This is a genomic window from Flavobacterium sp. GW821-FHT12A05, assembly GCF_058807735.1.
Genome location: NZ_JBXAQY010000009.1, coordinates 179466 through 205965 on the forward strand (window position 1 = coordinate 179466; position 26500 = coordinate 205965).

A 26500-nucleotide genomic window follows, 5' to 3' on the forward strand; every position below is an offset into this window, starting at 1 on the left:
ATTATTTCATCATTAATAGTTCTAATTTTTCCAGTGAACGTTTGGCTTTTTCCATTTTAACGGCATATTCATCGTTTACTTTCTGAATATCGGCACTGCAAAAAGTACAGGTCGTTTCTTCTTCATAAACATAATTATCACAGCCATTGCATAGTTTAAGTGCTTTTGGAATTCTTGGAACTCTTTCTGTATTCGATACTGGAACCAGAGGTGAATTATGAGGTGATTGTACTTCGACTACTTCTCCTTTTTCATTTTCTACGATGATCTCAAACAAACCAATATCGAAAGATAATCCGGGTGCTTCTTTTATTTTTCTTATTCGTTCGTGAAGTCCTTTCTTTTTTAATTCTAAGGCACGGTAATGACAAAAAGGGTTATTGCCTCTTTTTCCAAATAAAACATGACTAGTCCAGGTACAACCAGCCAGACAAGAAGATTCGTAATAACAGCCTTTGCATCCTCCCCATAATTCTTCTTTATTTCTATATCTGGAAAAAACCATTTCTTCGCTGTATCTCCAAATATCTTCCAGCTTCATGTCTTTTACATTACCTCCTGTATATTCGGTCGTGGGTAACGACGGACAACCTTTTATTTTTCCATCAGCTTCAATACCAATTCCGGTATGTCCTGCAGAACATCCTGTATAATATTTTTCATTGCCTTGTCGCCAGATATGTTCATAAGGTCCAAAGTAACCAATGTTGTTTCCGGCCTGGATTAAAACATTATGTGCCAGTGCTTTTCTATAGATAACAATAAGTTTTTCATAAAAGTCGATTAACTCATAAGGTTGCAGAATTAATTCTTCGGAGTGGTCAACGGCATTTCCCATAGCAACTGCCAATTGTATCTGCCAGTTTCTTACGCCGTTTTCGATCAAAACATCCAGAAGTTCGCTCAGCTCATTTTGATTTAATTTTGTAATTACAGTATTTACGCTAGAAGGTATATCGTACTCTTTTAGTAATTGCAGACAATGAATTACATGATCAAAAGAATCTCTTCTTCCTCTTATTTTATTGTGAGTCTCCGGTAACCCATCAATAGAAACACCAATATTTCGTATTCCTGCTTTTTTTGCGTTACTAATTCGCTCTTCGTTTAAATTATAAGCGCCAGACTGCATAGAACATTCAATGCCGCTTTGGTGAATTTTTTCAATTATATCAAGCCAGTCTTTTCTTAAAAAAGCTTCACCGCCAATAATTGTGATTTCTCTTGTACCAAGACGTTTAAGACTATCAATAACCTCAAAACATTGTTCGGTAGTTAGTTCACCAGGTCTCACCTTTCCGGCTCTGGAGCCGCAGTGCGAGCATTTCAAATTACAGGCGAGAGTAATTTCCCAAACAACATGAACTGGGGTTGCTGTTTTATAATCATCTCGTACTCTGTATCGTATAGAAGTCTTGTCCATCTTAATAGATTTAGGGATTTGTTGATTTATTTTAAAGAACGGTTTAAAAAGCAAGGCTTATTAAACCGTTCTTTTTTAGATTACTTTCTTAAGCTTTCAATAGCCTCCAGCAATTCTACCAAAGCAGCGCTCAGGTCTCCCTGTTCTCTAACGGTTTGCTTAGCTTGTTCAGCTACTGCTTTCATTTTTTCTAAATCATTAGAAGCTATCGCTTCTCTGATTCCTGCTGCGTAAAGCATTACTACTCCCATAACATTTTTGTTTTTTAGTTATTCCTACTCTTGAGGTTTTTCGGATTCACCCTTGTTATACTGAACAAGTCAGCTTATTTCTGTTTTTATTTTTTGTTTTTTAGAGCCTCTATTGCTTCCTGTAATTCTAACAAAGCGACACTCAAGTCTCCTTGTTCTTTTACTACTTGTTTTGCTTGTTCTGCAATAGACTCCATTTTTGCTAAATCATTAGAAGCTATCGCTTCTCTGACTGCAACACCGTAAGGCATCATTATTCCCATAGCTGTTTATTTTAAGAATTATTAACCTCCAAACTGATGTAGAAAAATGGCAGGATCATTTGGATTTAAACAAGTTAAATTACCCGTCGTAACCGTTTTACCATCTTTGTTTTTTCCGGTAATCATGATGTTTTTCAATCCTGTTCTTAATTGTCCGACGCGATTGCCGCCAATTACTTCAATTCCCATTTCATGAGGAGTACCCGTTCTAGTGGCGATAATGTTTCCTTTTCCGTTTTCGATTAATAGAATTTCTCCAATTGCCGGAGGAGGAAATGATTGCGTTACAGTAATATCAGTAAGTGGTCCCAGTGTTATATATTCTGGTAAAACATCTGTATTAATAGCGTCTAACTCTGGTTTAAGAAGATGAATAGTTCTTCCAAATTCCGGATCAGTTCCTGCATTTGTGCAGTACATCCATGGAGTTGTAAAAGAACTTCCGTCTTCTGTTTCTCCTATTGCTACATATCTTTGATGTACTCCCAATTTAGATTTTTGAGTAGCCGATTTAAGATCAAGATTGTAAAATACAGATGTAATAAGTGTACCAACAGCATAGGTTCCGCTGGCTCCTTCTATAACAGGAAGAATAACAGGGCCAACGCCTCCGCCTTTCCAGTCTATATACGGATACACATTTACATTTTTAACTTTTCTAGGTATAGGTTGCATAATAATAAAATTTTGGGTCTTACTCATAAGGCTTTTCAGCTCCGCCTTCGCTTTTTCCTGTGCGAAACAGTTCGTTTTTTAAAGTGAGTTCTGCTCCACTGCTAGTATAATTTCAAAATGAATATTGAAGAAGCGATTCTTGTTTATGGTATAAAAAGAGCTGTTCTTAAAAAATCAAATAGAAATAATTCATAAAATAAAATCTGCCGGCTGCTTTTATTTTATGGATTAAAATTAATTCTGATATACAGACATTTACACCAAAAATGTTACGAAAAGAATATTCTTTGTCATAAAACAGAAAAAACAAGTCATAAGATTATTCTTAAAAAACACAAATACTTTAGATAAGGTTTTATTTACATTTTATTAATGAGACTGAAAGGAATATTTTTCTAAAAACCTGAGATATAGATTTCTAGTTTGAAGGTTTATAAAGAAGATCGAAAAAAGATAAAATAGAATATCTATTAAATAAAAAACAAAACGGAGCTTCTACTGTAACCAATTGTTACAAGTAAGAAACTCCGTTTATCAGGATTGGAATATGGTTTGATGTTTTACTTTAAAAAACATCTTTATAAATTCTGGAAGAAACTTTTTAAATCAGGATCTTACGTTTATTGATTCTTTTTAGTGAATCTTTCAAATTGTTCGAATTTTTGAGCTTCTATATCTTCAATACGTTTAGCTTTAGAACTATTAGCGTTTTTAGCAGTAGAGGCCGTTTTTGTAAGCAATAAATAATCTCCAAATAAATGGCTTAAGAACAAAGGAGATTTACCTGGACGCTGTTTATCAAAATTTTCTGCTTGATGACAGTCAAAACAGTTTACCAAGTTTGTATTGTTGATCTTATGAATATCATCGACAAAAGTCTGCGTGTAGGTTTCCATCGTAATATTGGCTAAATTAGAAGATCCTCTTGCTAATGAATCCGGCAATACGCTCGAAATATCTCTTTTTACAATTGCTTTTGCCTGATTTTCTGGAGAAACTCCATCAAAATCTAACCAAACCGAACCATTATAAAAGTAGTTTTTGAAAACATCTTTCAAATTAGACGCTACACATTTATTAATATTCTCTATATTATTAAAATTAGCCGGTTCTGCCTGACTTGTTTTCATAAAGTTTCCTGTCCCTAAATCTCTTGGCACTCCATACTCATAAAGAATGAAGGCTTTGTTAGGCAAAACAGGTGCCGTTGCATTTTTAACCCATTTAATACCATTTAAGCCGGAAGTCGTTCCTTTTTCATACAATAACATTTCGTTCACAGCTGTAACTGAATTTGTTTTCTTATCGTAAACAGGCGCCATGTCTTTATGCTCAAAAGTAGCCCAGATAAATTCAGGATGATTTTTTACAACACCTACTACGTGCATTCCCAGTAATGCCATCGTTTTTTCAACATAAACTTTATTACTGTTTTGAACAGCGGCTTTAGTCGTAAAATAATTGGCCTGCTGCGCTTTTGGAATTGCATCTATACTAATCCAGGATACTTTTAATTCTAATGCTCCAACAGGGAATGTTTCTAAATTAGAAACCGGCAATTTTCCGCTATTAATTAAGGAAGCCATCGAAATCGCTTTATCTCTCAATAAACGATTTACGTGTATAGAATAATATACCGTATCTGCTTTATTATTAAATTTAGGATTAGATTGTAAAACCCCTTTAAAACCTGCCTGATTAATAGAGCTCAATGTTAGTTTTATGCCTAACTGCGGTACAACACTTTCCATTTCCGGGCTTACCAAATCCAGAGAGTCTAAAAAAAACGGATTACCGCTTGGCAGGGGTTTTGTAACCCATAAAAACTTTTGCCAGGACCATTGATGGAAATCACAATTTGTAGTGCTTTCATTGTCAAATGGGCTTCCGTCGCCTTCTTTTGGGGCAGGAGTTTGTTCGTGCGGAAACCAGCTGGTTTCACAGTCACAAGGTTGAGATGCAGATGCTGCATAACCGGAAGAAACTCCAAATTTTTCCATCATTTTTTCTTTATTCAGAAAAAATAATGAGATCGCTGCTATTATAAAAATAACCAGCAGGGTAATGATAATAGGTTTTCTTTTCATTTTGTTTTTGTGATTTATTTTTTTTTTGGTAATAAAAAAGGCCGTCTAGTTTAGACGGCCCTTTGATCAAAACAGTAACCAAATCAGGAACTTATTAAATCCTAATTTTCTCTTGATCCGAGTTGTAAAAATTGGGGGTCTTTTTTTATGCCAACTCTTCTTGTAAATTTTTTACAGCTTTAACTGGTACGTTTTCGATATTATGTTGATAATATGAAAAACCTCCAGTACCATTCCATGCACCATCGATAGCTAAGTGAGCATCAAAATTGGCTAAAAAAGCACCAATTGCCGGAGGAGGGAAAGAGTGAACGTATTGCCCTTGTAAGCTTACAACTTGTGTAAATTGTCCAAATCCTGTTGAGTAAATTTTACCTGTTACAGGAACAACAATATGACCATCAGGACCATTTACAGCCTGAGTAATTACTACTGTACCAGAAACAGAATGTTGTGATGGTACAACAACTAAACTAAATGTTGCAATTGGAGCACCTGGTGTTCCAACATTTCCGATTGTGCCTTTTGCTAAATAAGCACCTGCTAATAAATCTGACATAACTTTTCGATTTAGGTTTTCCTACTCGTATGGCTTTTCGGTACCGCCTCGTTTTTTCTCGTGGGTTCTGCTCCACTTATTTGATTGTTGTGTTTATTACTTAATAGTTCTCGACAAACCTGTTAAATAACGTTCTTGGTTTATTTCTATTCAAAACTATATCAGATAAGTAGACATAAGTAAAAAAATGACATGAAGTGCTTATTCTTTGGCACGAATCGAATAAAGAATGACATGAGAAAATATCCTGCGTAAAAACACCTGCGGTGTAAATAAAAAACAGTCATAAAATAAACTTTCAATTATTTTTGAAAGTTTAAAAACTTTTACCTACATTTGATCTATGGAATTCAAAGAAGCAAAAAATAAGTTTGTACAAACCTGGGGAGCATTAGGTTCTCAATGGGGAATCAATAAAACGATGGCACAGATCCACGCTTTATTAATGGTTTCGAACGAAGCTGTTTCTATGGAAGACATTATGGAAGAATTACAGATTTCCCGTGGAAACGCCAGTATGAACCTAAGAGCTTTAATGGATTGGGGAATTGTATACAAAGAGTATAAAGCCGGAGAAAGAAAAGAGTTTTTTACTGCCGAAAAAGATTTAGACGAGCTGGCTGTAAAAATCTCCAGAGAAAGAAGCAAGCGTGAAATCAAACCTGCACTTAAAATCTTAAAAGAAGTTTCGACAATTGAAACTAAAGATTCTGTAGAAGAAAAACACTTCGTTGATCAAACTGAAAAACTATACGATTTCGTTTTAAAAGTAGATAATATGCTGGATAAAGTAACAGAAATGAATGAAAACTGGCTGGGTCGTATGGTCATCAAATTACTCAAATAAAAAAATTTAATCATAAGTTTCATTTTTTTCTGAAAGTTTAAAAATTTAAAAACAAGAGTTATGAATCTAAATATTATTGGATATTTTATTTACCTCGGCATCACGGCTTTGATCATTTTAAAAGTGGGTAAAATCTGCTATAAGAACGGAAATATTTATGTCGCAGAACTGATTCCGAATCATGCCGACATTTGCCAAAAAATCAATCAGGTTCTCCTTTTAGGATATTACCTTTTAAATATTGGGTATTGCGCCATGACTTTAATTTCCTGGCAGAAAATCGTTTCTACGACTCAATTAATCGAAACTATTGGTACAAAAACGGCCATTATAATCTTTATCATATCAGGTTTGCATTATTTCAACATTATAATTTTAACCAAGTACATTCATAAATTAATCAAATAACAACTAAAATTCAAATATCATGGAAACTACAAAAATCTTAATTGGTTACGGAATCTATTTACCTGTCGCTTTATTTCTTACTTATTATGTTTCTAAAACGCTTTTTAGAAACGGAAAAATCTTTATGCTCGATATATTTAAAGGTCGTGAAGATATTGCTCAGGCAACCAACAAACTTTTTGAAACCGGATTTTACCTTTTAAACATTGGTTTTGCCTTAATGATTTTAGAACTGCAATTAAGCCGAGACAGTTATCAGGAATTAATTGAAAATTTAAGTTATAAAATTGGCGGATTTTCTATTTACCTTGGTATTATGTTATTCTTTAATTTGTATTTCTTTTTTAGAGGAAAAAGAAAAGCTAAAGAAGCTCAACGTGAAGAAAGATTGGTTTTTAAAGCTTAATTATTTACTGTAAAAGATTTGCCGCGAATTCACGAATTATAATATTTAAAAATTCGTGAATTCGCGGCTAAAAAAATCACACCAATGAAGAAACTTATAATCGCAGCCGGAACCGGTTTTTTAGGACAAGTTTTAATCCATCATTTCAAAAGTAAATTTGACGAAATAGTGGTTTTAACCCGAGGAAAATCTCAAACCATTAACGGAATTAAATACGTAAACTGGAATGTCAGAACTTTTTCGGGTTGGGAAAATGAATTAGAAAACGCGTCGGTTTTAATTAATCTTGCCGGAAAATCTGTTGATTGCCGTTATACTAAAAAAAATAAAAAAGAAATTTTATGGTCACGAATTGAAAGCACCAAGATTCTAAACAAAGCAGTTTTGAATTGTACAAATCCGCCGAAACATTGGCTGAATTCATCTACGGCAACTATTTATCGCTTTTCATTAGACAAACAAATGGGCGAAGTTGATGGCGAAATTGGCAATGACTTTTCGATAAATGTGGCGCTTTCTTGGGAAAAAGCATTCTTTAAAACCGAAACTCCAAAGACAATAAAAACAGCTTTGCGCACTTCTATAGTTTTAGGAAAAAATGGAGGCGCTTTTATTCCGTTAAAGACTTTGGCAAAATGTGGCTTTGGAGGAAAACAAGGAAGCGGCAATCAGTTTGTAAGCTGGATTCACGAGGAAGATTTTGCGAATGCGGTTGATTTTATTATTCAAAAAGAAATTACGGGCGTTATCAATATAGTTTCTCCGGAACCAATCCCAAATGCTGATTTTACGCAAAAACTTAGAAAAGCAGTTGGTTTTCCTTTCGGAATTCCGATGAGCAAATTCTTACTGGAAATAGGATCTTTCTTTATTCGAACAGAACCGGAATTGGTTTTAAAAAGCAGAAACGTAATTCCGAAAAGACTTCTAGAAAACGGATTTGAATTTAAGTTTAGGAATGTTGACAAAGCTTTTCGAGATTTACTGCGTTAAGAACTTTGACAAAGTTGTATGCATTTTAGAGAAATAAAGTCTTAAAAGAAGTTTCAGAAAAAGTCAATTAATATAAATTTCTTACTTTTATAAAATACTAGTCTTTATGGTAGATTAAATTACAAATCAAAAAAATAGTCTTATGAAATTAAAAACGATATTAACCACTGCTCTTTTTGTTATCTCTTTTATTGGATTTGCTCAAAGCAATTGCACAGGATTAAAAGGATGCGAAAGAAAATTATGTGAATTAAACATCAAGTTAGCGGCAGCGAAAAAAGCCGGAAATCAAAACCAGATAAAGGGAGTTGAAGATGCTATTGCACAGACTAAGAGAAATTGCACTACCAAAACTGTCAATAAAGATCTTGACAAAAAGGTTAGGGAGAAACAGCAAAAAGTAAATGAAAGAACAGCCGATTTGAATGAAGCTATTAAAGATAATGAAAGCAAAGAAAAAATCGATAAAAAAAGAAAAAAACTAAATGAAGCAAAAGCTGATTTAAACAAAGCTTTGGCAGAACAAAAAATAAAATAGATTAAAAAAAAAAAATGTTTCTCGCAGTCCCGATAGCTATCGGGAGCAGATTGTGCAAATTTTAAAATAGTAGTTTCAATTGCCTCCAGCTTTAGCCGGAGGTGAAATGTGTTCAAATGTTGGAGGCTTTAGCCAAACTTTATCTTTCGGCTAAAGCCTTATTCAATACTTCTTTTTACCTCCAGCTAAAGCTGGAGGCAATTCATAAAGATTAATAAATCTTCTTTGAAAATGAATTTTCTCATTTTACGGTTTGCGTGAGGAATTGAGGCGGTATCCTTTTATGTGGCGGAGCGGAATAAAAGATTTAGCCGAAAGCCCGGTTCGCCGCGGCGAAACACGCCCAAATAATATTATTTAGAAAATACAATCATTAACCACCAAAAAATAGGTACGGCTTCGACCCAGAAAGAAGTATAATATCTGGAACGTTTGGTGTTGGCAAAGAAAATAAACAACATTAAGGTTACTACCATAATGAGGTTAATGATAAGATCATGAAGTGTAAAGGTTAAAATTCCTAAAACCCAAAACGGAACTAAAAGCGAAAATCCTAAAATCTTAGTTCGTTTTACACCAATAGTCTGCGGAACGGTTTGCAAATGCGGATCGTCGTTGGCCAAATCCAGAATTTCGAAAACCAAAATCAGCACAAAAACTAAGACAAAACGCTGCATGCATTTTATAAAAAAGTTGCCTGTAAAAGGAATTTCGGCATTTATATAAGGTAAAACCAAAGTTGCGCCAACCCAGCAAAGTGCGACAATATAAATTTTTACTCCTGCCCAGTTTCGGGCATTTTTTCTGTTTGGAAAAAACGGTAAAGTATAAAGCGCCGTTATGGCAAATATTACTACAGAAACAATTTGTGTAATTCGTTTTAAATGGAAAAAATAATACCCTACCAAAAGCAGCGAAATGAAACTAAAAACTGCTATAATTTTGAGCTGATTTCCTATTGGTTTTTTCTTGACGCGAACCAAGGCATCGTACTTTACGAAATTATATCCTACAATTGTTCCAAAAAAAACAAACAAGGTCATGGGTTCATCATATTGAATATGAAAGAAGTAAAACGTAATTCGGACCAAAGCATAACACGATAAAGCCACGTGAATGCTGCTGTTTAAATAAAAATCGAAAATTTGTTTTAGAAGTTTCATGCCTCAAATCTAATCAATTGGTAACAAATCAACTCTTTAGTTAGAAATTTGATAAAAATTGAAGTTAAAAATACCCATTAAATTATTAATAATACTTAATTTTGCGCCACAAAAAAACAACACATTTACTATAAATTGTAATAAACCTTGTGAAATCGAATAAAAACACTCGGCATATTACTTTTGATCTTTAAAAAATAGACTGCTACAAATGAAAACAGATGCTTTTGCTTTAAGACACATTGGCCCAAGAGAAACAGATCTTCAACACATGTTACAAACCATTGGGGTTGAATCGATCGAACAACTTGTTTACGAAACCCTTCCGGATGATATTCGTTTAAAAGCACCTCTGAATTTGGATCCTGCCATGACAGAATACGAATTCGCAAATCATATTCAGGAATTAGGAAAGAGAAACAAAGTATTCAAATCGTATATTGGTTTGGGTTATCACCCTACTATCGTTCCGGCGCCAATTCAAAGAAACATCTTCGAAAATCCAGGATGGTATACAGCTTATACGCCTTATCAGGCAGAAATTGCTCAAGGTCGTCTTGAAGCCATTTTAAATTTCCAGACTACAGTAATCGAATTAACAGGAATGGAAATTGCAAACGCTTCTTTACTTGATGAAGGAACTGCTGCTGCCGAAGCTATGGCTTTGTTATTTGACGTTCGTACACGTGACCAAAAGAAAAACAATACAAACAAATTCTTCGTTTCTGAAGAAATTTTACCTCAAACTTTATCGATCCTACAAACACGTTCAACTCCTATCGGGATTGAATTAGTTGTTGGTAACCACGAAAACTTTGATTTTTCTAATGAATTTTTCGGAGCTATTTTACAATACCCAGGTAAATACGGTCAGGTAAACGACTACAGTGCTTTTGTTGCTAAAGCAAAAGAAAACGAAATTAAAGTTGCCTTTGCTGCTGATATTTTATCTCTTGCTGCTTTAACTTCTCCGGGAGAAATGGGCGCTGCAGTAGTAGTTGGAACTACACAACGTTTTGGTGTACCAATGGGTTATGGTGGTCCTCACGCTGCATATTTTGCAACTAAAGAAGAATATAAACGATCTATGCCGGGTCGTATTATTGGAGTTTCTATTGATGTTAACGGAAACCGCGCTTTACGTATGGCTTTAGGAACTCGTGAGCAGCACATTAAACGTGAAAAAGCAACTTCTAACATTTGTACTGCTCAGGTTTTATTAGCGGTTATGGCCGGAATGTATGCGGTTTACCACGGACCAAAAGGTTTACAATATATTGCAAATAAAGTTCACGCATCGGCGGTTACTGCTGCTGAAGCTTTAAATAAACTAGGAGTTTTCCAAACTAACACTGCTTACTTTGATACTATTTTGGTTAAAGCTGATGCTCAAAAAGTAAAAGCGATTGCAGAGAAAAACGAAGTAAACTTCTTCTATCCTGATGCCGATACGATTTCTATTTCGTTCAACGAAACAACTTCGATCAACGACATCAACCAAATTATTACGATTTTTGCTGAAGCTTTAGGAAAAGAAACTTTCACTGTTGCTGAATTAGCAACTGCAAGTCAATTACCTGCTTCATTAGAAAGAACGTCTTCTTTCTTAACGCATGATGTATTCAACAATCATCATTCAGAAAGTCAGTTAATGCGTTACATCAAAAAATTAGAGCGTAAAGATTTATCTTTGAATCATTCGATGATTTCTTTAGGTTCTTGTACGATGAAATTAAACGCTGCTTCAGAAATGCTTCCTTTATCAATGCCAAACTGGAACAGCATTCACCCATTTGCACCAGTTGAGCAAGCTGAAGGTTATATCACGATGCTTAAAAAATTAGAGCAGCAATTAAATGTAATTACAGGATTTGCCGGAACAACATTACAGCCAAATTCTGGAGCTCAGGGAGAATATGCAGGTTTAATGGCGATTCGTGCTTATCATTTATCAAGAAACGAAGGTCACCGTAATGTATGTTTAATTCCTTCATCGGCTCACGGAACCAACCCTGCTTCTGCTGCTATGGCCGGAATGAAAATCATTGTTACTAAAACAACTCCAGAAGGAAATATTGATGTAGAAGATTTAAGAGAAAAAGCGATCGAACATAAAGATGATTTATCTTGCTTGATGGTAACGTATCCTTCTACTCACGGAGTTTTCGAATCTTCTATTATTGAAATCACAAAATTAATCCACGACAATGGCGGATTAGTATATATGGATGGTGCAAACATGAACGCACAAGTTGGATTAACAAATCCGGCTACAATTGGTGCTGACGTTTGTCACTTAAACTTACACAAAACATTCGCTATTCCTCACGGCGGCGGCGGACCTGGTGTTGGACCAATTTGTGTAAACGAAAAATTAGTTCCTTTCTTACCAACAAACCCAATCTTAAAAGTAGGCGGTGAGCAAGCAATTACAGCTATTTCATCTGCGCCTTACGGATCTGCTTTAGTATGTTTAATCTCTTACGGTTACATTACAATGATGGGAGCTGACGGATTAAAAAGTGCTACAGAACACGCTATTTTGAATGCTAACTATATGAAATCTCGTTTCGAAGGACACTACCCAATTCTTTACACTGGAGAATGCGGAAGAGCAGCTCACGAAATGATTTTAGATTGTCGTGCATTTAAAGAAAACGGAATTGAAGTGGGTGATATCGCAAAACGTTTAATGGATTACGGTTTCCACGCTCCAACGGTTTCTTTCCCAGTAGCAGGAACTTTAATGATTGAACCTACAGAATCTGAAGATTTAGCTGAATTAGATCGTTTTTGTGATGCTCTTATTTCAATTAGAAAAGAAATTGAAGCTGCAACTGCTGATGATAAAAACAATGTATTGAAAAATGCACCGCACACATTGGCAATGTTAACTACAGATAATTGGGATTTCCCTTATTCTAGAGAAAAAGCGGCTTACCCATTAGAGTATATTGCTGACAATAAATTCTGGCCATCTGTTCGTCGTGTAGATGATGCTTATGGTGACAGAAACTTAGTTTGCAGCTGTGCTCCTATAGAAGCTTACATGGAAAATTAATCTTAGATTACTCTATAAAAACAGACCCGATGACGATTGTGTTATCGGGTTTTGTTTTTTTATAACATTCTTAAAAAAAAATTGATTTTATGTAACATTGTTAAATATTTTAGTGAAATAAAAATATCCTGCAAATGCAATCTCAAACGTTTGAAATCTCGGAAAAATTAAAAAATCATTAGAAGATAAACAATATATCATTCAAAAAATCGTTATTTCATAATTATATGCATGCATAGTATTTTTTATGATAGTTATCATATTTTTATTTATACTTTAGCATGAAATTTATCGGATAATTTACGGGAAAAATGAAAATAAAAATTATTGGTATTGGGAGTTACATTCCTAATTTAGAAGTAAAAAACACAGACTTTGACAAGCATATTTTTTTAAACGAAGATGGTACTCCATTTGCTTATCCGAATGAAGTTGTAATAAAAAAATTCAAGGGCATTACAGGAATTGAAAATCGTCGTTATGCCGAACCTCAATACACAGCATCAGACTTAGCTTTTTTTGCAGCCGAAAAAGCAATCGCAAACGCAGCAATCGACGCTGAAACTTTAGACTACATTATTTTCGCCCATAATTTTGGTGATGTAAAAACAGGAACACATCAAACGGATATCCTGCCAAGTTTAGCAACTCGTGTTAAAAACAAATTAGGCATTAAAAACCCTAAATGTGTTGCTTATGATATTCTTTTTGGATGTCCGGGCTGGATTGAAGGAGTTTTGCAGGCCAATGCCTTCATTAAGTCAGGAATGGCAAAAAGAGTAATGGTAATTGGCGCCGAAACTTTATCGAGAGTGGTTGACGATCACGATCGCGATTCGATGATTTATTCTGATGGAGCCGGAGTTTCAATCTTAGAAGCTTCAACTGACGAATCGGGTCTTTTATCTTACGAAAGTGCTACTTATGCTAATGATGAAGCGAATTATCTTTTCTTCGGAAAATCATACAATCCAGATTTAGATCCGGATATTAAATACATCAAAATGTACGGACGTAAAATTTACGAGTTTGCTTTAAGCAATGTTCCGTGCGCTATGAAAAGCTGTTTAGATCAAAGCGGTATTGGTATCGACGAGGTAAAAAAAATCTTAATTCACCAGGCTAACGAAAAAATGGACGAAGCGATTATCGAACGTTTCTATAAATTATACGATAAAACGGCCCCTGCAGCTATTATGCCTATGAGTATTCACGATTTAGGAAACAGTAGTGTTGCAACTGTACCCACTTTATTTGATTTAATCCTTCAGGGAAAAATTGAAAACCACGAAATCAACAAAGGCGATGTAGTTATTTTTGCTTCGGTTGGAGCTGGAATGAACATTAATGCTTTTGTTTACAGATACTAGTATTCAGTCACAGTTTACAGTCGCAGTATTCAGTCGCAGTTTACAGTCACGGTAATTAGTTTGACAACTGAAAACTGCGACTGAATACTGAAAACTTAAAAAAAGTCCGCATTTTAAAATGCGGACTTTTTAGTATATTTGCGACCTAATTAAAATCAAGAACGAGAGCTTGTTTCGTTCCTCGCAATAACTATGTACGAAAAAACGTTTCCGAATAAAAGATTCAAACTTACCTTAGAGTTTTTACAAAAGCACGTTAGCACATCAGAAACCATTTTTGATTTTGGCGTACCAAATCCGTTTTCCAAAATAATGGAAGAAAATGGATATACCGTAAAAAACACAAAAGGCGAAGATTTAGACAACGATCAAACCGCTTTACAAACAGAAGAATATACTGTTTTTACAGCATTTGAAATTTTCGAACATTTGCTAAATCCATACACTATTTTACAAAACGTAAAATGTGACAAATTGCTAATTTCAATTCCGTTACGTTTATGGTTTTCTCCGGCATATCGTTCTAAAACAGATATGTGGGACAGACATTACCATGAATTTGAAGATTGGCAGTTAGACTGGCTTTTAGAAAAAACGGGATGGAAAATAACAGATCGTCTGCAATTTACACATCCGGTAAAAAAGTTTGGATTCAGACCCTTATTAAGATATTTCACTCCGAGATATTATATTGTCGTTGCTGAAAAAGTTAAGAACTAAGATTGCAGATTAACGATTTTTGGTTTTTGATTTTTAGATGATTTCCACACAATCTAAAATCTAAAATCTAAAATCTAAAATTCTTAAAATGAAATATTACATCGTCATTCCCGCACACAACGAGCAAGATTTAATTGGCCTGACTTTACAATCTTTGGTTTCTCAGACTGTTTTGCCAGCTAAAGTTGTAGTTGTAAATGATAATTCGACTGATAAAACAGAAGAAGTCGTGTTGGGTTTTGCAAAAGAAAATCCGTTTATTTCTGTTGTAAACAAAACTTCTGATGCGATTCATTTACCGGGGAGCAAAGTAATTCAGGCTTTTCAGAAAGGTTTTGAAACACTCGATTCTAATTACGACATTATTGTAAAAATCGACGGTGATTTAATTTTTCCTCCTAACTATTTTGAAACTATCATTAAACATTTCGAATCTGACTCAAAGATTGGAATGGCCGGAGGATTTTGCCATATCGATAAAAACGGCGAATGGGTTTTAGAAAACCTAACGGATAAAGATCATATTCGCGGCGCATTGAAAGCGTATAGAAAAGAAACATATCAGCAAATTGGCGGTTTAAGACCTGCCATGGGCTGGGATACTGTAGACGAATTGCTTTGTAAATATTACGGTTGGAAAATCGTTACAGACGAGTCGCTGCATGTAAAACATTTAAAACCAACTGGTGCAAATTACAATAAAACTGCACGTTATAAACAAGGAGAAGCTTTCTTCACGCTGGGATACGGTTTCTGGATTACAGCAATTGCATCGGCTAAACTGGCCATGATGAAGAAAAAGCCTTTCTTATTTTTTGATTATATTAGAGGTTTTTGGAAAGCAAAAAGAGCCAAAACCCCTTTATTAGTTACCCCGGAACAAGCTAAATTTATTAGAAATTACCGTTTTCAAAAAATGAAACAAAAGCTTTTCTAGTTTTTAAAAACTTAAAAAACTGCAAACTCAAACGGTAAACTGTAAACTAATCCTTAATTTAGCCAATATTTGTAAAACTTATGATGCTAATTCGTTATTTATCCCAAATAGGAAGATATTTTTTAATGCTTAAAGAAATTTTTAATAAACAGACCAAATGGCCTGTTATGAAAAATTTAATTTTCAAAGAAATCGATGATTTAATAATTGACTCTCTTGGAATTGTTTGTTTTATATCTTTTTTCATTGGAGGAGTTGTAGCCATTCAAACGGCATTAAACCTGACTAATCCTTTAATTCCAAAATATTTAATTGGTTTTGCTACACGTCAATCTGTAATTTTGGAGTTTGCCCCTACTTTTATTTCGGTAATTATGGCCGGAAAAATGGGATCTTATATTACATCGAGTATCGGAACAATGCGTGTTACGGAGCAAATTGATGCTTTAGAAGTTATGGGGGTTAATTCATTAAACTATCTTGTTTTTCCAAAAATAATAGCTTTATTAATGTATCCTTTTGTAATTGGAATTAGTATGTTCCTTGGTATTTTTGGAGGATGGCTTGCTTGTGCATACGGAGGATTTTCGACCAGTCAGGACTTTATTCAAGGTGCCCAGATGGAGTTTATTCCGTTTCACATTACCTATGCTTTTATTAAAACTTTAATTTTTGCAATGTTATTGGCAACAATTCCATCTTTTCACGGATATTACATGAAAGGCGGAGCATTAGAAGTTGGTAAAGCAAGTACAGTATCATTTGTATGGACATCTGTTTGTATCATTCTTTTTAATTACATATTAACTCAATTATTATTAGGATAATGATAGAAGTAAAAAACATAGAAAAATCATTTGGCGATAGTAAGGTTTTAAAAGGTGTTTCCACCGTTTTTGAAACTGGAAAAACCAACCTAATTATTGGGCAGAGTGGATCTGGAAAAACTGTTTTATTAAAAACTTTACTAGGAATTCACGCTCCGGATTCAGGAACTATTGAATTCGACGGAAGAGTTTATTCTGAATTAAATCCAGATGAAAAAAGGGAACTAAGAACTGAAATTGGAATGGTTTTTCAGGGAAGTGCTTTATTTGATTCGATGACTGTTGAAGAAAATGTGGCTTTTCCTCTAAAAATGTTCACTAACGATAACAAAGCTAAAATTCAGGAACGCGTTGATTTTGTTTTAGAGCGTGTGAATTTAGTTGATGCACATAAAAAATTACCTTCTGAAATTTCCGGAGGTATGCAAAAACGTGTGGCGATTGCCCGCGCAATTGTAAACAACCCGAAATATTTGTTTTGTGATGAACCAAACTCTGGTTTAGATCCAAACACCTCAACTTTGATCGATAACTTGATTAAAGAAATTACCGAAGAATACAATATTACAACCGTGATCAATACGCACGATATGAACTCGGTAATGGAAATTGGAGAAAATATTGTTTTCCTAAAGAAAGGTGTAAAAGCCTGGCAGGGAACAAAAGAGGAGATTTTTAGAACCGATAATAAAGATATTGTCAAATTCGTATACTCATCAAACTTGTTTAAAAAAGTAAGAGAAGCTTATTTGAAAGGATAAAAGTTTTAAATTCCAATTTTACCGGAAGACTAAATAAAAAATCCCAAATTCCAAACTGTTTTCAAATTGGAATTTGGGATTTTTTTATTGGAACTTTTAATCCATTAGCTCCACTTCTGCATTTGGATTAAAAAGATATGTTTTTCCTGAGCTTATTTCGATGCATTCAAAACGTTTGGTTCTAACGGCTAACTTCTTAAATACTTTTCCGTTTTTGATCTTAAAAATGCTTCCAAAAGGGATTTCAAAAACATAACTCTTATCGTTATTTGTATCGAATTGTTTTAAGGCCAAAGATAAAGTCGTATCCGTATCACTGCTGGCCGAAGGATTCTTAAAATGCCTTGCCAATAAAGGCAAAATCTGGCTCGGAAATATTTCCGGCCGAATAAACGGAACCATCAAACGCTGAAAAGTATATTTCCATTCATTTCCATGCGGTTTTATATTTCGTCCAAACTTTTCAAAAGCAACTAAATGTGCAATTTCATGAATCAGGGTAATCATAAACCTGTATTTATTCAAACTCGCATTAACCGTAATTTCATGCTTGCCGCTTGGTCCCCTTCTATAATCACCATGACGTGTCTGACGCTCATTTACGATTTTCAAATGAACCTGATTGGCCACAATCAAATCAAAAACAGGCTTTACAGCATGTTCCGGAATATATTTTGCTAATGTTTCGCTCAATTTAAGTTAGATGTTATTTGTAAAAAGTTAGAAGTTTTTTTCAATCTTTTGGAATTTGGAATTTTTAAATTGAAATTTAAAAACTATGGATTAGTTGACGAAACTTCAAGTACTTTTCCGTTAAAATATTTATTTCCGTTAAGGGTAAAATCATAAATATACGTCGCCATTCCTTCAGCAGAAATTGGAGCCTGATAACCCGGAAAAGCTTCATTCAGCATTTCGGTCTGAACGGAACCTAAAGCCAGAACATTGAATGAAATACCGCGTTCTTTATATTCTTCAGCTAATAATTCGGTTAAAGTAATTACAGCGCCTTTACTTGAGCTATAGGCAGCAAGGCCGGCAAATTTTAAACTGCCGCGAACACCGCCAATCGAACTAATGGTTACAACATGGCTTCCTTTTTGTAAATAAGGCAGACAGATTCTGGTAAGATTTGCAACTGCAAAAACATTGACTTTATAAATACTTTCAAAGTCGGCTTGCGTTGTTTCAGCAAAAGGCTTCAATAATAAAGCGCCTGCATTGTGAACTAATGCATCTACTTTTTTCCAAGATGAAGAAAGAAAACTTTCAACTTCATGTAAAGCAGTTTCATTGGCTAAATCAACAGACAAGCACGTTACATTTTTATGTTCTAAAAGTGATTTTGGAATTTTTCTTGAAATCGCTAAAACCTGATTTCCGGCATTTGCAAACTGCAAAGCCAGCTCATAACCTATACCTCTACTTGTTCCGGTAACAATAATATTTTTCATAGGGCAAAAATAAGAAAAAGCAAAATAAAGAACTCTTATTTATTCATTACAATTTCTTCTGTAGGCGAAGTACTCATTCGCGTTACGGCAGGAAGCAGTTCTTGTATAAATGCAGTTATATGCGGAATATCCATTACTTTAAACTCATCTGAAACATGGTGATAAAAATCAAAATTTTCAAAATCGAAAGTACTTATAGACTGGCAGGGCTTTTTGAAAACTTCGTAAAAAGAATGGTTATCAGATCTGTAGAACAATTGATATTCTGCCTCTTTAGGCAAAAATCCAATGGTCTTTTTTCCTGTGTATTCATTTATTTTTTCGGCCATGTTCGATTTATCAAAACCTGTAATATAAGCCAAATAATCGCGTTTCATAGGAACGCCAATCATTTCGATATTCAGCTGGGTATATAAATTAAAGTTTTTTGCTTTAAGTTTCTGCACCATGCTTTTAGAACCCAAAAGACCTTTTTCTTCTCCGGCAAAAAACACAAAAAGAATGCTTCGTTTATTCGATTTGGTTTTACTGAAATATTCTGCCATTTGTGCAACAGCGGTAACGCCCGAAGCATCGTCATTAGCTCCGTTATAAATTACATCCGGCTGTTGTTTCGTTTCAATTCCAATATGATCGTAGTGTGCACTTAAAACCACATATTCATTTTTAAGTACTGGATCTGTTCCTTCTAAAACACCAACGATATTATAAGCCGCAGGTTTAAAATTTGTCAGCGTATCGCGATAAGTTGCAAAATAAGGTTTGACGTTATTCTTCTTAAAAAAATCTTCTAAAAAAACAGCTGCTTTTTCAATTCCTTTTGTTCCCGTATCACGTCCTTCTAATTCATCTGAAGAAAGATATTTTAAAAAATCGGATACTTCAGATTCTTGTACTTTATAACTAATTTCAACAGGCTTTGAGGTCTTTTCGGCCACAGCAGTTGTATTCGATTTGCAGGCAATTAAAACAAATGGAAGAAGAAAGTAAAGCTTTTTCATAAAGAGAGGTTTAGTCAACTCTTTGAAAACTATATTTCTAAAGCTGACGATTTAAAATATTTTTTATACACTTTAAATACCTGAATGCTTCCTAAAACAATAAAAAACAACGGAATAAAAACAGGTAATATAAACTTTGAAAATTGGTTTGTTTTTTGAAAAATAGTCTGCAATACCATAATCAGACTAAACATTCCCAAAAAAACTCCTGTCAAAGTTCCTGCAAGATAATAATATTTTAACTTTCTTTCGATGGTGATATACTTTCCGTTAAGTAAATATAGATTCCAACTCGTCCAGAAAGGCAGCTGTAAAAAATTAAACCCATTTAAAATCACTCCTATTACAAAAGGCGAATACATGAAATATTCTTGTAAATGATGCTGTGATTTTGTGGTTTGATTGAAATTTAGATAAAAAACATACGCCAGCACAAACATAAATAGGACTGAAAACAAATCGATTATCTTCATTAACTTTTTATTCTTTATAAGTTGTCTGGCAAAAATCAAGGTGAAATAAATGACAAAGCTTTCGACAAAAACAACGCCGAACAAAAAGAAAACCAAATTATGAAGTCCTGATTTTGTGTAAATTTCCAATCCTGCTAAGTTTAAATATCCCAGCGGAATTGACCCTAGAAAACTCACCAGAAATCCAACCGAGATATTTTTTATTCTTTTCATTTTTAAAAATTGATGATTTTACTGTTTTGTGCCAAATGCAATTTGTATTCGTGCATTCCCACTTTGTAATCTAAGTACGGAACTCCCATTTTATGGTTTTCGGCACTAATTTCATACATATACGTAATGTGTCTGGCCAGTTCTTTCCACGCAAACCAAACCGAATGTTTAGGATCGTAAATATGTGTAGGTTCGCTCGCAGCACCATTCAGTTCGACAATCTGAAAATTTTCTCCCCGCTCTAATTCTTCAAAAGTATTGTACATGATATCAAAACGCCCAAAATAAAATTCCGGAATTTGAGACGCAATTTCATTAATCATCTTGGTTAATTTTGGCGTAATCCAATCGCTTCCATCCAGAAACTTGGCACCTCGGGCATGATTGCCAAACGGAACCAAATTTAGCGTCTCCCCTTTCTGCAAGATTTGATATAACTGATCGCCGTATTCTTCTTTTAAAACCTCAAATTGCAGCTGGAATCTTGGCGTTTTTTTGATTAAATCTTCAATTGTTGATTCTCCATCTCCCGCCACAATCATAAACTCTTTAGAAACAATTCCGGTAATTTTGCCGTTTTTTTGATGTGGACGCCGAACATAAAAAATGCCGACTTCATTTTTAAACGGAATCAGGTTTTGTATTAAAAAGTCAAAATTTGCTTTTTCGGCATAGTCTTTTAATTCCGAAACCGTTTTTATTTTTCTTACCCCGGAACCTCGTAAACCAATATCCGGTTTTGCGATTAACGGAAAATAAATCTGTTTCTCTACAACCGTATCCAGTATTACTTTTAAATCTGTATTCTCCTTAATTAAAATGGTTTTGGGATAATGCTCTTTAGGAAGCAGATTGTAAATCTGTTTTTTGCTTTCCATAATAAAGCCACCGTTTTTAATTTTGGGGTTAGACGCATTAAAGAAAAAAATAGATCTCGCTTTTATTGCATAATAAGCCCAAAGAAAATAAATAGGAACATACAAAACCTGAAACGGCCAATACTCCCAATTGGTTATTTTATGGATAAATAGTTTCATTTGATGTTTTTTAAATGCGAATAAATGCCGTCGAAAAATCTTCTGTTTTCACTAAATCATAATACTTCATCACACCTTTATTCTGTTCGATAACAGTTTGCGTTACACTCAGCGTTTTCATCGTATTTTCTCTATTAATGATTAATCCATTTTCAGGATCATCACTATGTGTATTTCGATGAAACTCCAGCATATCTGCTGCCGTAATTTCATTTTTGTCTTTCAGAAAATCAAAAAACCATTCTGATCGTTCTTTTCTAACCTCATCCGGATATAAAGTAACCGATGACCAAATGTAATTTTGAGATCCATCTAATTTTGTTATCCGTTTTTGGAAACCATCCCAAATCAGTTCATACAATTTCTTTTCCTGATACAAAACCAAAGTAAACGGTTCGATATTTTCCAGCTGAATTGTTTCCCAAAAATCCTTTGGCGAATCATGGGCTATAATATCCAAAGCAATTAAACCGCGGCTTTTTCGATAAGAAAAAACGGGGTTATGTTTTATAATACCGCCATTTAGTAATACTAAAACAATTCCGTTTTCATCAACGGCAAACCATGTTCCTCCAGCTTTAGCATCTTTTGGATACATGATATTTTTTCCGTTATGAACATAATTTCTTGGCGCAGCAGCTTCTGGACGAATTGTTTTTTCATCCCGATTTGAAGTCATTATCACTACTCCGTTATTGTTTATAAAACTTACTGTGCACATTGTTTTCTATATTCTATTGTGGAACGCGCTACGCCAAAGTTTTCATCGACTAAAACATTTTCGCATTGCAAAACCGCAACTTTTATAAGCGCTTGATGATGAACACAATGTTCCAGATTATAAAGCAGTTCTCTATAATAATTACTTTGAATCCTCATTCCCAAATGGTTCATTACCAATTCCAGGTAAATTAATTTGTTTTCTGTTTTCAATCCGTCTTTAATATTCTCGATGCATTGTCTCGCAAATTTTGTCTCGGTTTGAATTTGAATGTTTCTTTCGCGGTCATCGTAATTTAATACGCCCGAATCATAGCTTTTTTCAAGACATTGAAACATTTCAAGAATATGTCTTGTATGTTCGCCAATAGTCGCACCGCTTAAAGATTCGTGAGATTTTGAATAATCAGTATCTGATAATTGACTTAATAGATTTGTTAACTCATCTAAACTCTGGTGTATTGATTTTAGTAACATAACTTTTAATTTAGAAGATTAGACAATTTGTTTTTGTTGAAATAAAGCAATCCTAAAGAACACAACAGCGTAATAACGGCCAAAACAAAAAGCAATCCGCCATCATTTTCAACTTCAATTCCCAGCACAAATAAGTGGGATAAAATAGCGCCCATCATAACGCCGCTTGCGCCCAAAGCCCCAATCCAGGTGGTTTTGGGGATTAAGATCAAGATAGCTGCAGCCAATTCGACTATTCCAGAACCAATTCTTCCGTAAGGTTCGATTCCTAAAGTCGAGAAAATATAAATACTTTCTTCTGCTCCGCTAAATTTGAAAAACAAGGTTTGCAATAAAATTACCGAAGCCGTTATTCTGAGAATCCATATTAAAATTTCTTTTTTCATGGCCTCGTTATTTATATATTTTTTTCCAATTGTTATCCGCCTGAGATTTTAAATTGTTCTCGTCTTTGTTCCAGCTTTTCAGTGTATTATTAAAATACGCGTTGTAAAAGAGAAACAATTTGCCGTCGATAATCTTAAATGTTTCAGGGTTTATTTCGACTTTTTCGCCGGCGCTTCCCATTGCATAAGCACACCATCCGCCATATTGAGGTTCGTATTTTGATGGATTTTTCAAAAAGGCATTCTTGTTTTCAATTGACGAAAATTGATATATAACGTCCTGATAAGAAACCGAAAATTCTTTTTTCCCTTTAACTGCTTTTCCCTGATTAAAGTATCCAACAGGATCGTAGCCCTTAATGGCTGTTTTATTTTCTAAATTATACTGGCTGATTCGTTTAGCATCATTTTGAGCAAATGAACTTGCCGAAACCAAAATCAATAAAAGTAATACTAGCTTTTTCATCTTATTTTATTTTAAGTTTTTTAATACTGAAACAAGTAATTCGGTTGTAATGCGCTGTTTAAAATCAGGAGAAACATATTCAAAAAGTATATCGCTCTCCGGATTTACAACAAATACAGAAGGAACTGGTAAAAAACTCGTATTGATTCCATTAGAATGTACGTTAATTACGCTTTTGTAGTTTGCAGGAGCTTCATAAGCAATTCCGGCTGCTTTTATTAATTCTCCTTTTGAGTCAGAAAGCAAGGTATATTTCACTTTATCTTTCCCTTCGGTAATTTTTAAATTTTGAGGAGCATCAGGACTTACGGCAACAATCTGATACCCTAAGTCGAGAATTTGATTTTCGGCTTCAGCCAATGCCTGCAAATGTGTATTGCAATACGGACACCAGCCTCCACGATAAAAAACCAAAACTGTTTTTTTCTTTTTAAGAAGGTCTGAAATGTTTACATCTGCATTATCAGATGTTTTTAAAGTAATGCTTGGAATTTTTTCTCCTATTAACAAAGGAGCAATATCAGTCGCAGATTTGGCAATAATATTCTGCGCATTAGCAACCGAAGTGAGGGTTACTAAAAACATAAAAAGTAATTTTTTCATAGTTTTAATATTTACATCTTTTTTGATGATGCAAAATTATTGTACTATGAAAAAGCAAAATGTCGGCTAATTTACACTTAGCCTAAAATAATTATAATTTGCTGATATCCGGAATGATAATTTCTTTTCTGTTATAGTTTAAAAGATTGTTTGTTTCCATTTCATTCAGCAATTGTGTGGCCGTTTGTCGGGAAGTACAAATAATCTGGGCAATATCATTTTGGGTTAAATAGTTTTCAATTACCACAGTATTTCCGTTTTTAACTCCTTCCTGTTCTGCCCAGTCTTTAAGGAACTGATACAATCTGGTTTTGGCATCTTTAGAAATTAAATTGGCATAACTATTTTTGATACGCTTCATTTTCAAACCTACAAATTTGGTATAAGAAAGCGCTAAAGTTGGATTTCTCAGTAATAAATCTTCAAAATCCGACATTAAAAAACTGCAAATCGCAACATCGTCAGAAAGGACTTTTGCATATTCTTCGACTTTATTATCGGCTTCTAAAGTTAATTCGCCAAACAAATCTCCTTTTTGAATAATGTCTTTTATGGTTTCGTTGCCATCATCATCAATAGCAACAATTTTGATGTTTCCTTTTTTAAGTAAAAAAATTCGAGGTACATCTGAAGACGAAAAATAAATAATTTCTCCCTTCGATGCTTTTTTAAAACCGGTAATAATGCACAATTGTTTGATTTGCGAATAAGTAAGCGTTCGAAACAATTTATGATCCCGCAAGTACCAATATTTTAACTCTTCGTACATAAAAATTAAATCTGTTGGTGTAAATGTAATTAATTTAGCCGTTGCGTGTAATTATCTTTCTGATAAGTTTTAAGCAAGCGGATTATACAGATTCGCGTCATCAGTGTTCAAATTATAGTGCAGCCTGACAAAAAAAAACCTTTTAAAGCCTAAACTTCAAAAGGTTTTTATGAATTATTTTATAGAAGATTATCCAGCAATAACGGCTCTTGAAATTACAATTTTTTGAATTTCTGAAGTTCCCTCATAAATTTGAGTAATTTTTGCATCGCGCATAAAACGCTCTACGTGGTATTCTTTTACATAACCATTTCCACCGTGAATTTGAACGGCTTCAACTGCTGTATCCATGGCAACCTGCGAAGCAAATAATTTTGCCATTGCACCGCTTACATCGTAATTTTTATGCTGGTCTTTATCCCAAGCTGCTTTCATACATAAATGACGCGCCGCTTCGATATTAACTGCCATATCTGCCAATTTAAAAGCAATTGCCTGATGATTGCAGATTTCTGTTCCAAATGCTTTACGCTCTTTAGAATATTTTAAAGCCAGTTCATAAGCTCCGGAAGCAATTCCTAACGCTTGAGAAGCAATACCAATTCTACCTCCGGCAAGTGTTTTCATCGCAAATTTAAATCCAAAACCATCTTCTCCAATTCTGTTTTCTTTAGGAACTTTTACATCACTAAACATTAAAGAGTGTGTATCAGAACCACGGATTCCCATTTTTTGCTCTTTTGGACCAATAGAAAAACCAGGCATATCTTTAGTCATGATTAATGCATTGATTCCTTTATGTTTTTTCTCCGGATGCGTTTGTGCAATTACTAAATATACAGATGCTGTGTTTCCGTTTGTAATCCAGTTTTTAGTTCCGTTTACCAAGTAATGATCGCCCATGTCGATCGCAGTTGTTTTTTGCGAAGTTGCATCACTACCTGCCTCCGGCTCACTTAAACAAAATGCTCCGTGAATTTGACCAGAAGCTAAACCCGGTAAATATTTTTGTTTTTGTTCTTCAGTTCCAAATTCCTGTAATCCCCAGCAAACTAAAGAGTTGTTTACAGACATTACTACAGAAGCCGAAGCATCTACTTTAGAAATTTCTTCCATGGCAATAACATACGAGATCGCGTCAAGTCCGCTTCCTCCGTATTTTGGATCAACCATCATTCCCATGAATCCTAGTTCACCCATTTTTTTTATTTGTTCGGTCGGAAAAATTTGTTTTTCGTCGCGTTCAATAACTCCTGGTAATAATTCATTTTGAGCAAAATCTCTTGCAGCTTGCTGAATCATTAAATGTTCTTCGGTAAGATTAAAATCCATAGTTTTATTTTATTGTTTTTTTCTAAACCGAATTTAGAATCCAGTTTAATGTGGTTTTTTATTTTTTGTTTTTTCGAAATGCCAATTTAATTTAAAAGGCTTTCAAAGATAATTTTTAAATGCGGATTTTACAATGCATGCATATAAATTTAATAGATCAGCAACAATAACGATAACGTTTTCGTAATAATTTAGATTTTGCTTTATTCAAACGATAATCCTGCAGCGTTTTTTCTAAAATTACGGATTAAAAACGCAGGCCGAAAACCATCTAAAAAAA

General features: G+C 34.2%; 30 protein-coding genes. 11 read left to right on the forward strand and 19 right to left on the reverse strand.

The features are described from left to right. Position 1: 1 nt before the first annotated feature. From AC1RRQ_RS20655 to AC1RRQ_RS20680, 6 genes are all read right to left on the reverse strand, one after another. Entirely contained in the window at positions 2 to 1423 is a 1422-nt protein-coding gene (locus AC1RRQ_RS20655) for a radical SAM protein (RefSeq protein WP_493024858.1), read from the reverse strand. Between the two features lie 80 nt (positions 1424 to 1503). Next, positions 1504 to 1674: a DUF1843 domain-containing protein gene (locus tag AC1RRQ_RS20660; RefSeq protein ID WP_493024859.1), complete on the reverse strand. Its 171-nt coding sequence runs from the start codon at positions 1672 to 1674 to the stop codon at positions 1504 to 1506. An 86-nt stretch (positions 1675 to 1760) separates the two neighbouring features. Next, entirely contained in the window at positions 1761 to 1937 is a 177-nt protein-coding gene (locus AC1RRQ_RS20665) for a DUF1843 domain-containing protein (protein WP_493024860.1), read from the reverse strand. A gap of 21 nt (positions 1938 to 1958) precedes the next feature. After that, positions 1959 to 2612: a hypothetical protein gene (locus tag AC1RRQ_RS20670; protein WP_493024861.1), complete on the reverse strand. Its 654-nt coding sequence runs from the start codon at positions 2610 to 2612 to the stop codon at positions 1959 to 1961. A 620-nt stretch (positions 2613 to 3232) separates the two neighbouring features. Further along, the gene (locus tag AC1RRQ_RS20675) at positions 3233 to 4699 is read right to left on the reverse strand and encodes a hypothetical protein (RefSeq protein ID WP_493024862.1); all 1467 of its coding nucleotides are present in this window, start codon (positions 4697 to 4699) and stop codon (positions 3233 to 3235) included. A gap of 145 nt (positions 4700 to 4844) precedes the next feature. Beyond that, the gene (locus AC1RRQ_RS20680; RefSeq protein WP_493024863.1) at positions 4845 to 5258 is read right to left on the reverse strand and encodes a DUF1842 domain-containing protein; all 414 of its coding nucleotides are present in this window, start codon (positions 5256 to 5258) and stop codon (positions 4845 to 4847) included. Between the two features lie 343 nt (positions 5259 to 5601). Here AC1RRQ_RS20680 and AC1RRQ_RS20685 point away from each other — a divergent pair, with 343 nt between their 5' ends. The 5 genes from AC1RRQ_RS20685 (at position 5602) to AC1RRQ_RS20705 (ending at position 8450) form a co-directional block, all read left to right on the forward strand. Then, entirely contained in the window at positions 5602 to 6105 is a 504-nt protein-coding gene (locus AC1RRQ_RS20685; RefSeq protein WP_493024864.1) for a GbsR/MarR family transcriptional regulator, read from the forward strand. A gap of 60 nt (positions 6106 to 6165) precedes the next feature. Then, on the forward strand, positions 6166 to 6513 hold the full coding sequence (locus AC1RRQ_RS20690; protein WP_493024865.1) for a hypothetical protein: 348 nt from the start codon (positions 6166 to 6168) through the stop codon (positions 6511 to 6513). Between the two features lie 19 nt (positions 6514 to 6532). Continuing rightward, on the forward strand, positions 6533 to 6919 hold the full coding sequence (locus AC1RRQ_RS20695; RefSeq protein ID WP_493024866.1) for a hypothetical protein: 387 nt from the start codon (positions 6533 to 6535) through the stop codon (positions 6917 to 6919). An 84-nt stretch (positions 6920 to 7003) separates the two neighbouring features. Next, the gene (locus AC1RRQ_RS20700) at positions 7004 to 7912 is read left to right on the forward strand and encodes a TIGR01777 family oxidoreductase (protein ID WP_493024867.1); all 909 of its coding nucleotides are present in this window, start codon (positions 7004 to 7006) and stop codon (positions 7910 to 7912) included. A gap of 142 nt (positions 7913 to 8054) precedes the next feature. Next, positions 8055 to 8450 carry a DUF1090 family protein gene (locus AC1RRQ_RS20705; protein WP_493024868.1) on the forward strand — a complete coding sequence of 132 codons (396 nt, stop codon included), beginning with the start codon at positions 8055 to 8057 and terminating at the stop codon, positions 8448 to 8450. Positions 8451 to 8803: 353 nt separating this feature from the next. Here the strand turns inward: AC1RRQ_RS20705 and AC1RRQ_RS20710 are convergent, their stop codons facing one another. Further along, on the reverse strand, positions 8804 to 9613 hold the full coding sequence (locus tag AC1RRQ_RS20710; RefSeq protein WP_493024869.1) for a UbiA prenyltransferase family protein: 810 nt from the start codon (positions 9611 to 9613) through the stop codon (positions 8804 to 8806). A 211-nt stretch (positions 9614 to 9824) separates the two neighbouring features. Here AC1RRQ_RS20710 and gcvP point away from each other — a divergent pair, with 211 nt between their 5' ends. From gcvP to AC1RRQ_RS20740, 6 genes are all read left to right on the forward strand, one after another. Beyond that, positions 9825 to 12674: an aminomethyl-transferring glycine dehydrogenase gene (gene gcvP, locus AC1RRQ_RS20715; RefSeq protein WP_493024870.1), complete on the forward strand. Its 2850-nt coding sequence runs from the start codon at positions 9825 to 9827 to the stop codon at positions 12672 to 12674. Between the two features lie 311 nt (positions 12675 to 12985). After that, on the forward strand, positions 12986 to 14044 hold the full coding sequence (locus AC1RRQ_RS20720) for a 3-oxoacyl-ACP synthase III family protein (protein WP_493024871.1): 1059 nt from the start codon (positions 12986 to 12988) through the stop codon (positions 14042 to 14044). A gap of 192 nt (positions 14045 to 14236) precedes the next feature. Further along, positions 14237 to 14764 (forward strand): methyltransferase, encoded by a 528-nt coding sequence (locus tag AC1RRQ_RS20725; protein WP_493024872.1) that lies wholly within the window; start codon positions 14237 to 14239, stop codon positions 14762 to 14764. An 88-nt stretch (positions 14765 to 14852) separates the two neighbouring features. After that, positions 14853 to 15701 carry a glycosyltransferase family 2 protein gene (locus AC1RRQ_RS20730; protein ID WP_493024873.1) on the forward strand — a complete coding sequence of 283 codons (849 nt, stop codon included), beginning with the start codon at positions 14853 to 14855 and terminating at the stop codon, positions 15699 to 15701. A gap of 80 nt (positions 15702 to 15781) precedes the next feature. Continuing rightward, positions 15782 to 16528: an MlaE family ABC transporter permease gene (locus AC1RRQ_RS20735; protein WP_264553353.1), complete on the forward strand. Its 747-nt coding sequence runs from the start codon at positions 15782 to 15784 to the stop codon at positions 16526 to 16528. Beyond that, positions 16528 to 17289: an ABC transporter ATP-binding protein gene (locus AC1RRQ_RS20740; RefSeq protein WP_493024874.1), complete on the forward strand. Its 762-nt coding sequence runs from the start codon at positions 16528 to 16530 to the stop codon at positions 17287 to 17289. Before AC1RRQ_RS20735 ends, AC1RRQ_RS20740 begins: the two co-directional genes overlap by 1 nt. A 96-nt stretch (positions 17290 to 17385) precedes the next feature. Here AC1RRQ_RS20740 and AC1RRQ_RS20745 read toward each other — a convergent pair whose 3' ends face one another. The 12 genes from AC1RRQ_RS20745 to AC1RRQ_RS20800 all read right to left on the reverse strand — a co-directional run bounded on the left by AC1RRQ_RS20745 (position 17386) and on the right by AC1RRQ_RS20800 (position 26220). Further along, on the reverse strand, positions 17386 to 17982 hold the full coding sequence (locus tag AC1RRQ_RS20745) for a SprT-like domain-containing protein (RefSeq protein WP_493024875.1): 597 nt from the start codon (positions 17980 to 17982) through the stop codon (positions 17386 to 17388). Between the two features lie 83 nt (positions 17983 to 18065). Then, positions 18066 to 18743, reverse strand: coding sequence for an SDR family NAD(P)-dependent oxidoreductase (locus tag AC1RRQ_RS20750; protein ID WP_493024876.1), 678 nt, complete (start codon positions 18741 to 18743; stop codon positions 18066 to 18068). A gap of 35 nt (positions 18744 to 18778) precedes the next feature. Continuing rightward, complete coding sequence (locus AC1RRQ_RS20755; protein WP_493024877.1) at positions 18779 to 19744, reverse strand: M20/M25/M40 family metallo-hydrolase; 966 nt, start codon at positions 19742 to 19744, stop codon at positions 18779 to 18781. Positions 19745 to 19773: 29 nt separating this feature from the next. Further along, on the reverse strand, positions 19774 to 20430 hold the full coding sequence (locus AC1RRQ_RS20760) for a hypothetical protein (protein ID WP_493024878.1): 657 nt from the start codon (positions 20428 to 20430) through the stop codon (positions 19774 to 19776). A 2-nt stretch (positions 20431 to 20432) separates the two neighbouring features. Then, positions 20433 to 21467: a D-alanine--D-alanine ligase gene (locus tag AC1RRQ_RS20765; RefSeq protein ID WP_493024879.1), complete on the reverse strand. Its 1035-nt coding sequence runs from the start codon at positions 21465 to 21467 to the stop codon at positions 20433 to 20435. A gap of 10 nt (positions 21468 to 21477) precedes the next feature. Beyond that, on the reverse strand, positions 21478 to 22188 hold the full coding sequence (locus tag AC1RRQ_RS20770) for an NRDE family protein (protein WP_493024880.1): 711 nt from the start codon (positions 22186 to 22188) through the stop codon (positions 21478 to 21480). Continuing rightward, positions 22176 to 22664, reverse strand: coding sequence for a DinB family protein (locus AC1RRQ_RS20775; RefSeq protein WP_493024881.1), 489 nt, complete (start codon positions 22662 to 22664; stop codon positions 22176 to 22178). Before AC1RRQ_RS20775 ends, AC1RRQ_RS20770 begins: the two co-directional genes overlap by 13 nt. A gap of 5 nt (positions 22665 to 22669) precedes the next feature. Then, positions 22670 to 23050 (reverse strand): DoxX family membrane protein, encoded by a 381-nt coding sequence (locus tag AC1RRQ_RS20780; protein ID WP_493024882.1) that lies wholly within the window; start codon positions 23048 to 23050, stop codon positions 22670 to 22672. A gap of 7 nt (positions 23051 to 23057) precedes the next feature. Further along, positions 23058 to 23516, reverse strand: a complete 459-nt coding sequence (locus AC1RRQ_RS20785) for a YHS domain-containing (seleno)protein (protein WP_493024883.1) — start codon at positions 23514 to 23516, stop codon at positions 23058 to 23060. A 6-nt stretch (positions 23517 to 23522) separates the two neighbouring features. Then, on the reverse strand, positions 23523 to 24119 hold the full coding sequence (locus AC1RRQ_RS20790; RefSeq protein ID WP_493024884.1) for a peroxiredoxin-like family protein: 597 nt from the start codon (positions 24117 to 24119) through the stop codon (positions 23523 to 23525). Between the two features lie 91 nt (positions 24120 to 24210). After that, on the reverse strand, positions 24211 to 24888 hold the full coding sequence (locus AC1RRQ_RS20795; protein WP_493024885.1) for a Crp/Fnr family transcriptional regulator: 678 nt from the start codon (positions 24886 to 24888) through the stop codon (positions 24211 to 24213). Between the two features lie 189 nt (positions 24889 to 25077). Further along, positions 25078 to 26220, reverse strand: coding sequence for an acyl-CoA dehydrogenase (locus AC1RRQ_RS20800; protein WP_493024886.1), 1143 nt, complete (start codon positions 26218 to 26220; stop codon positions 25078 to 25080). Between the last annotated feature and the right edge of the window lie 280 nt (positions 26221 to 26500).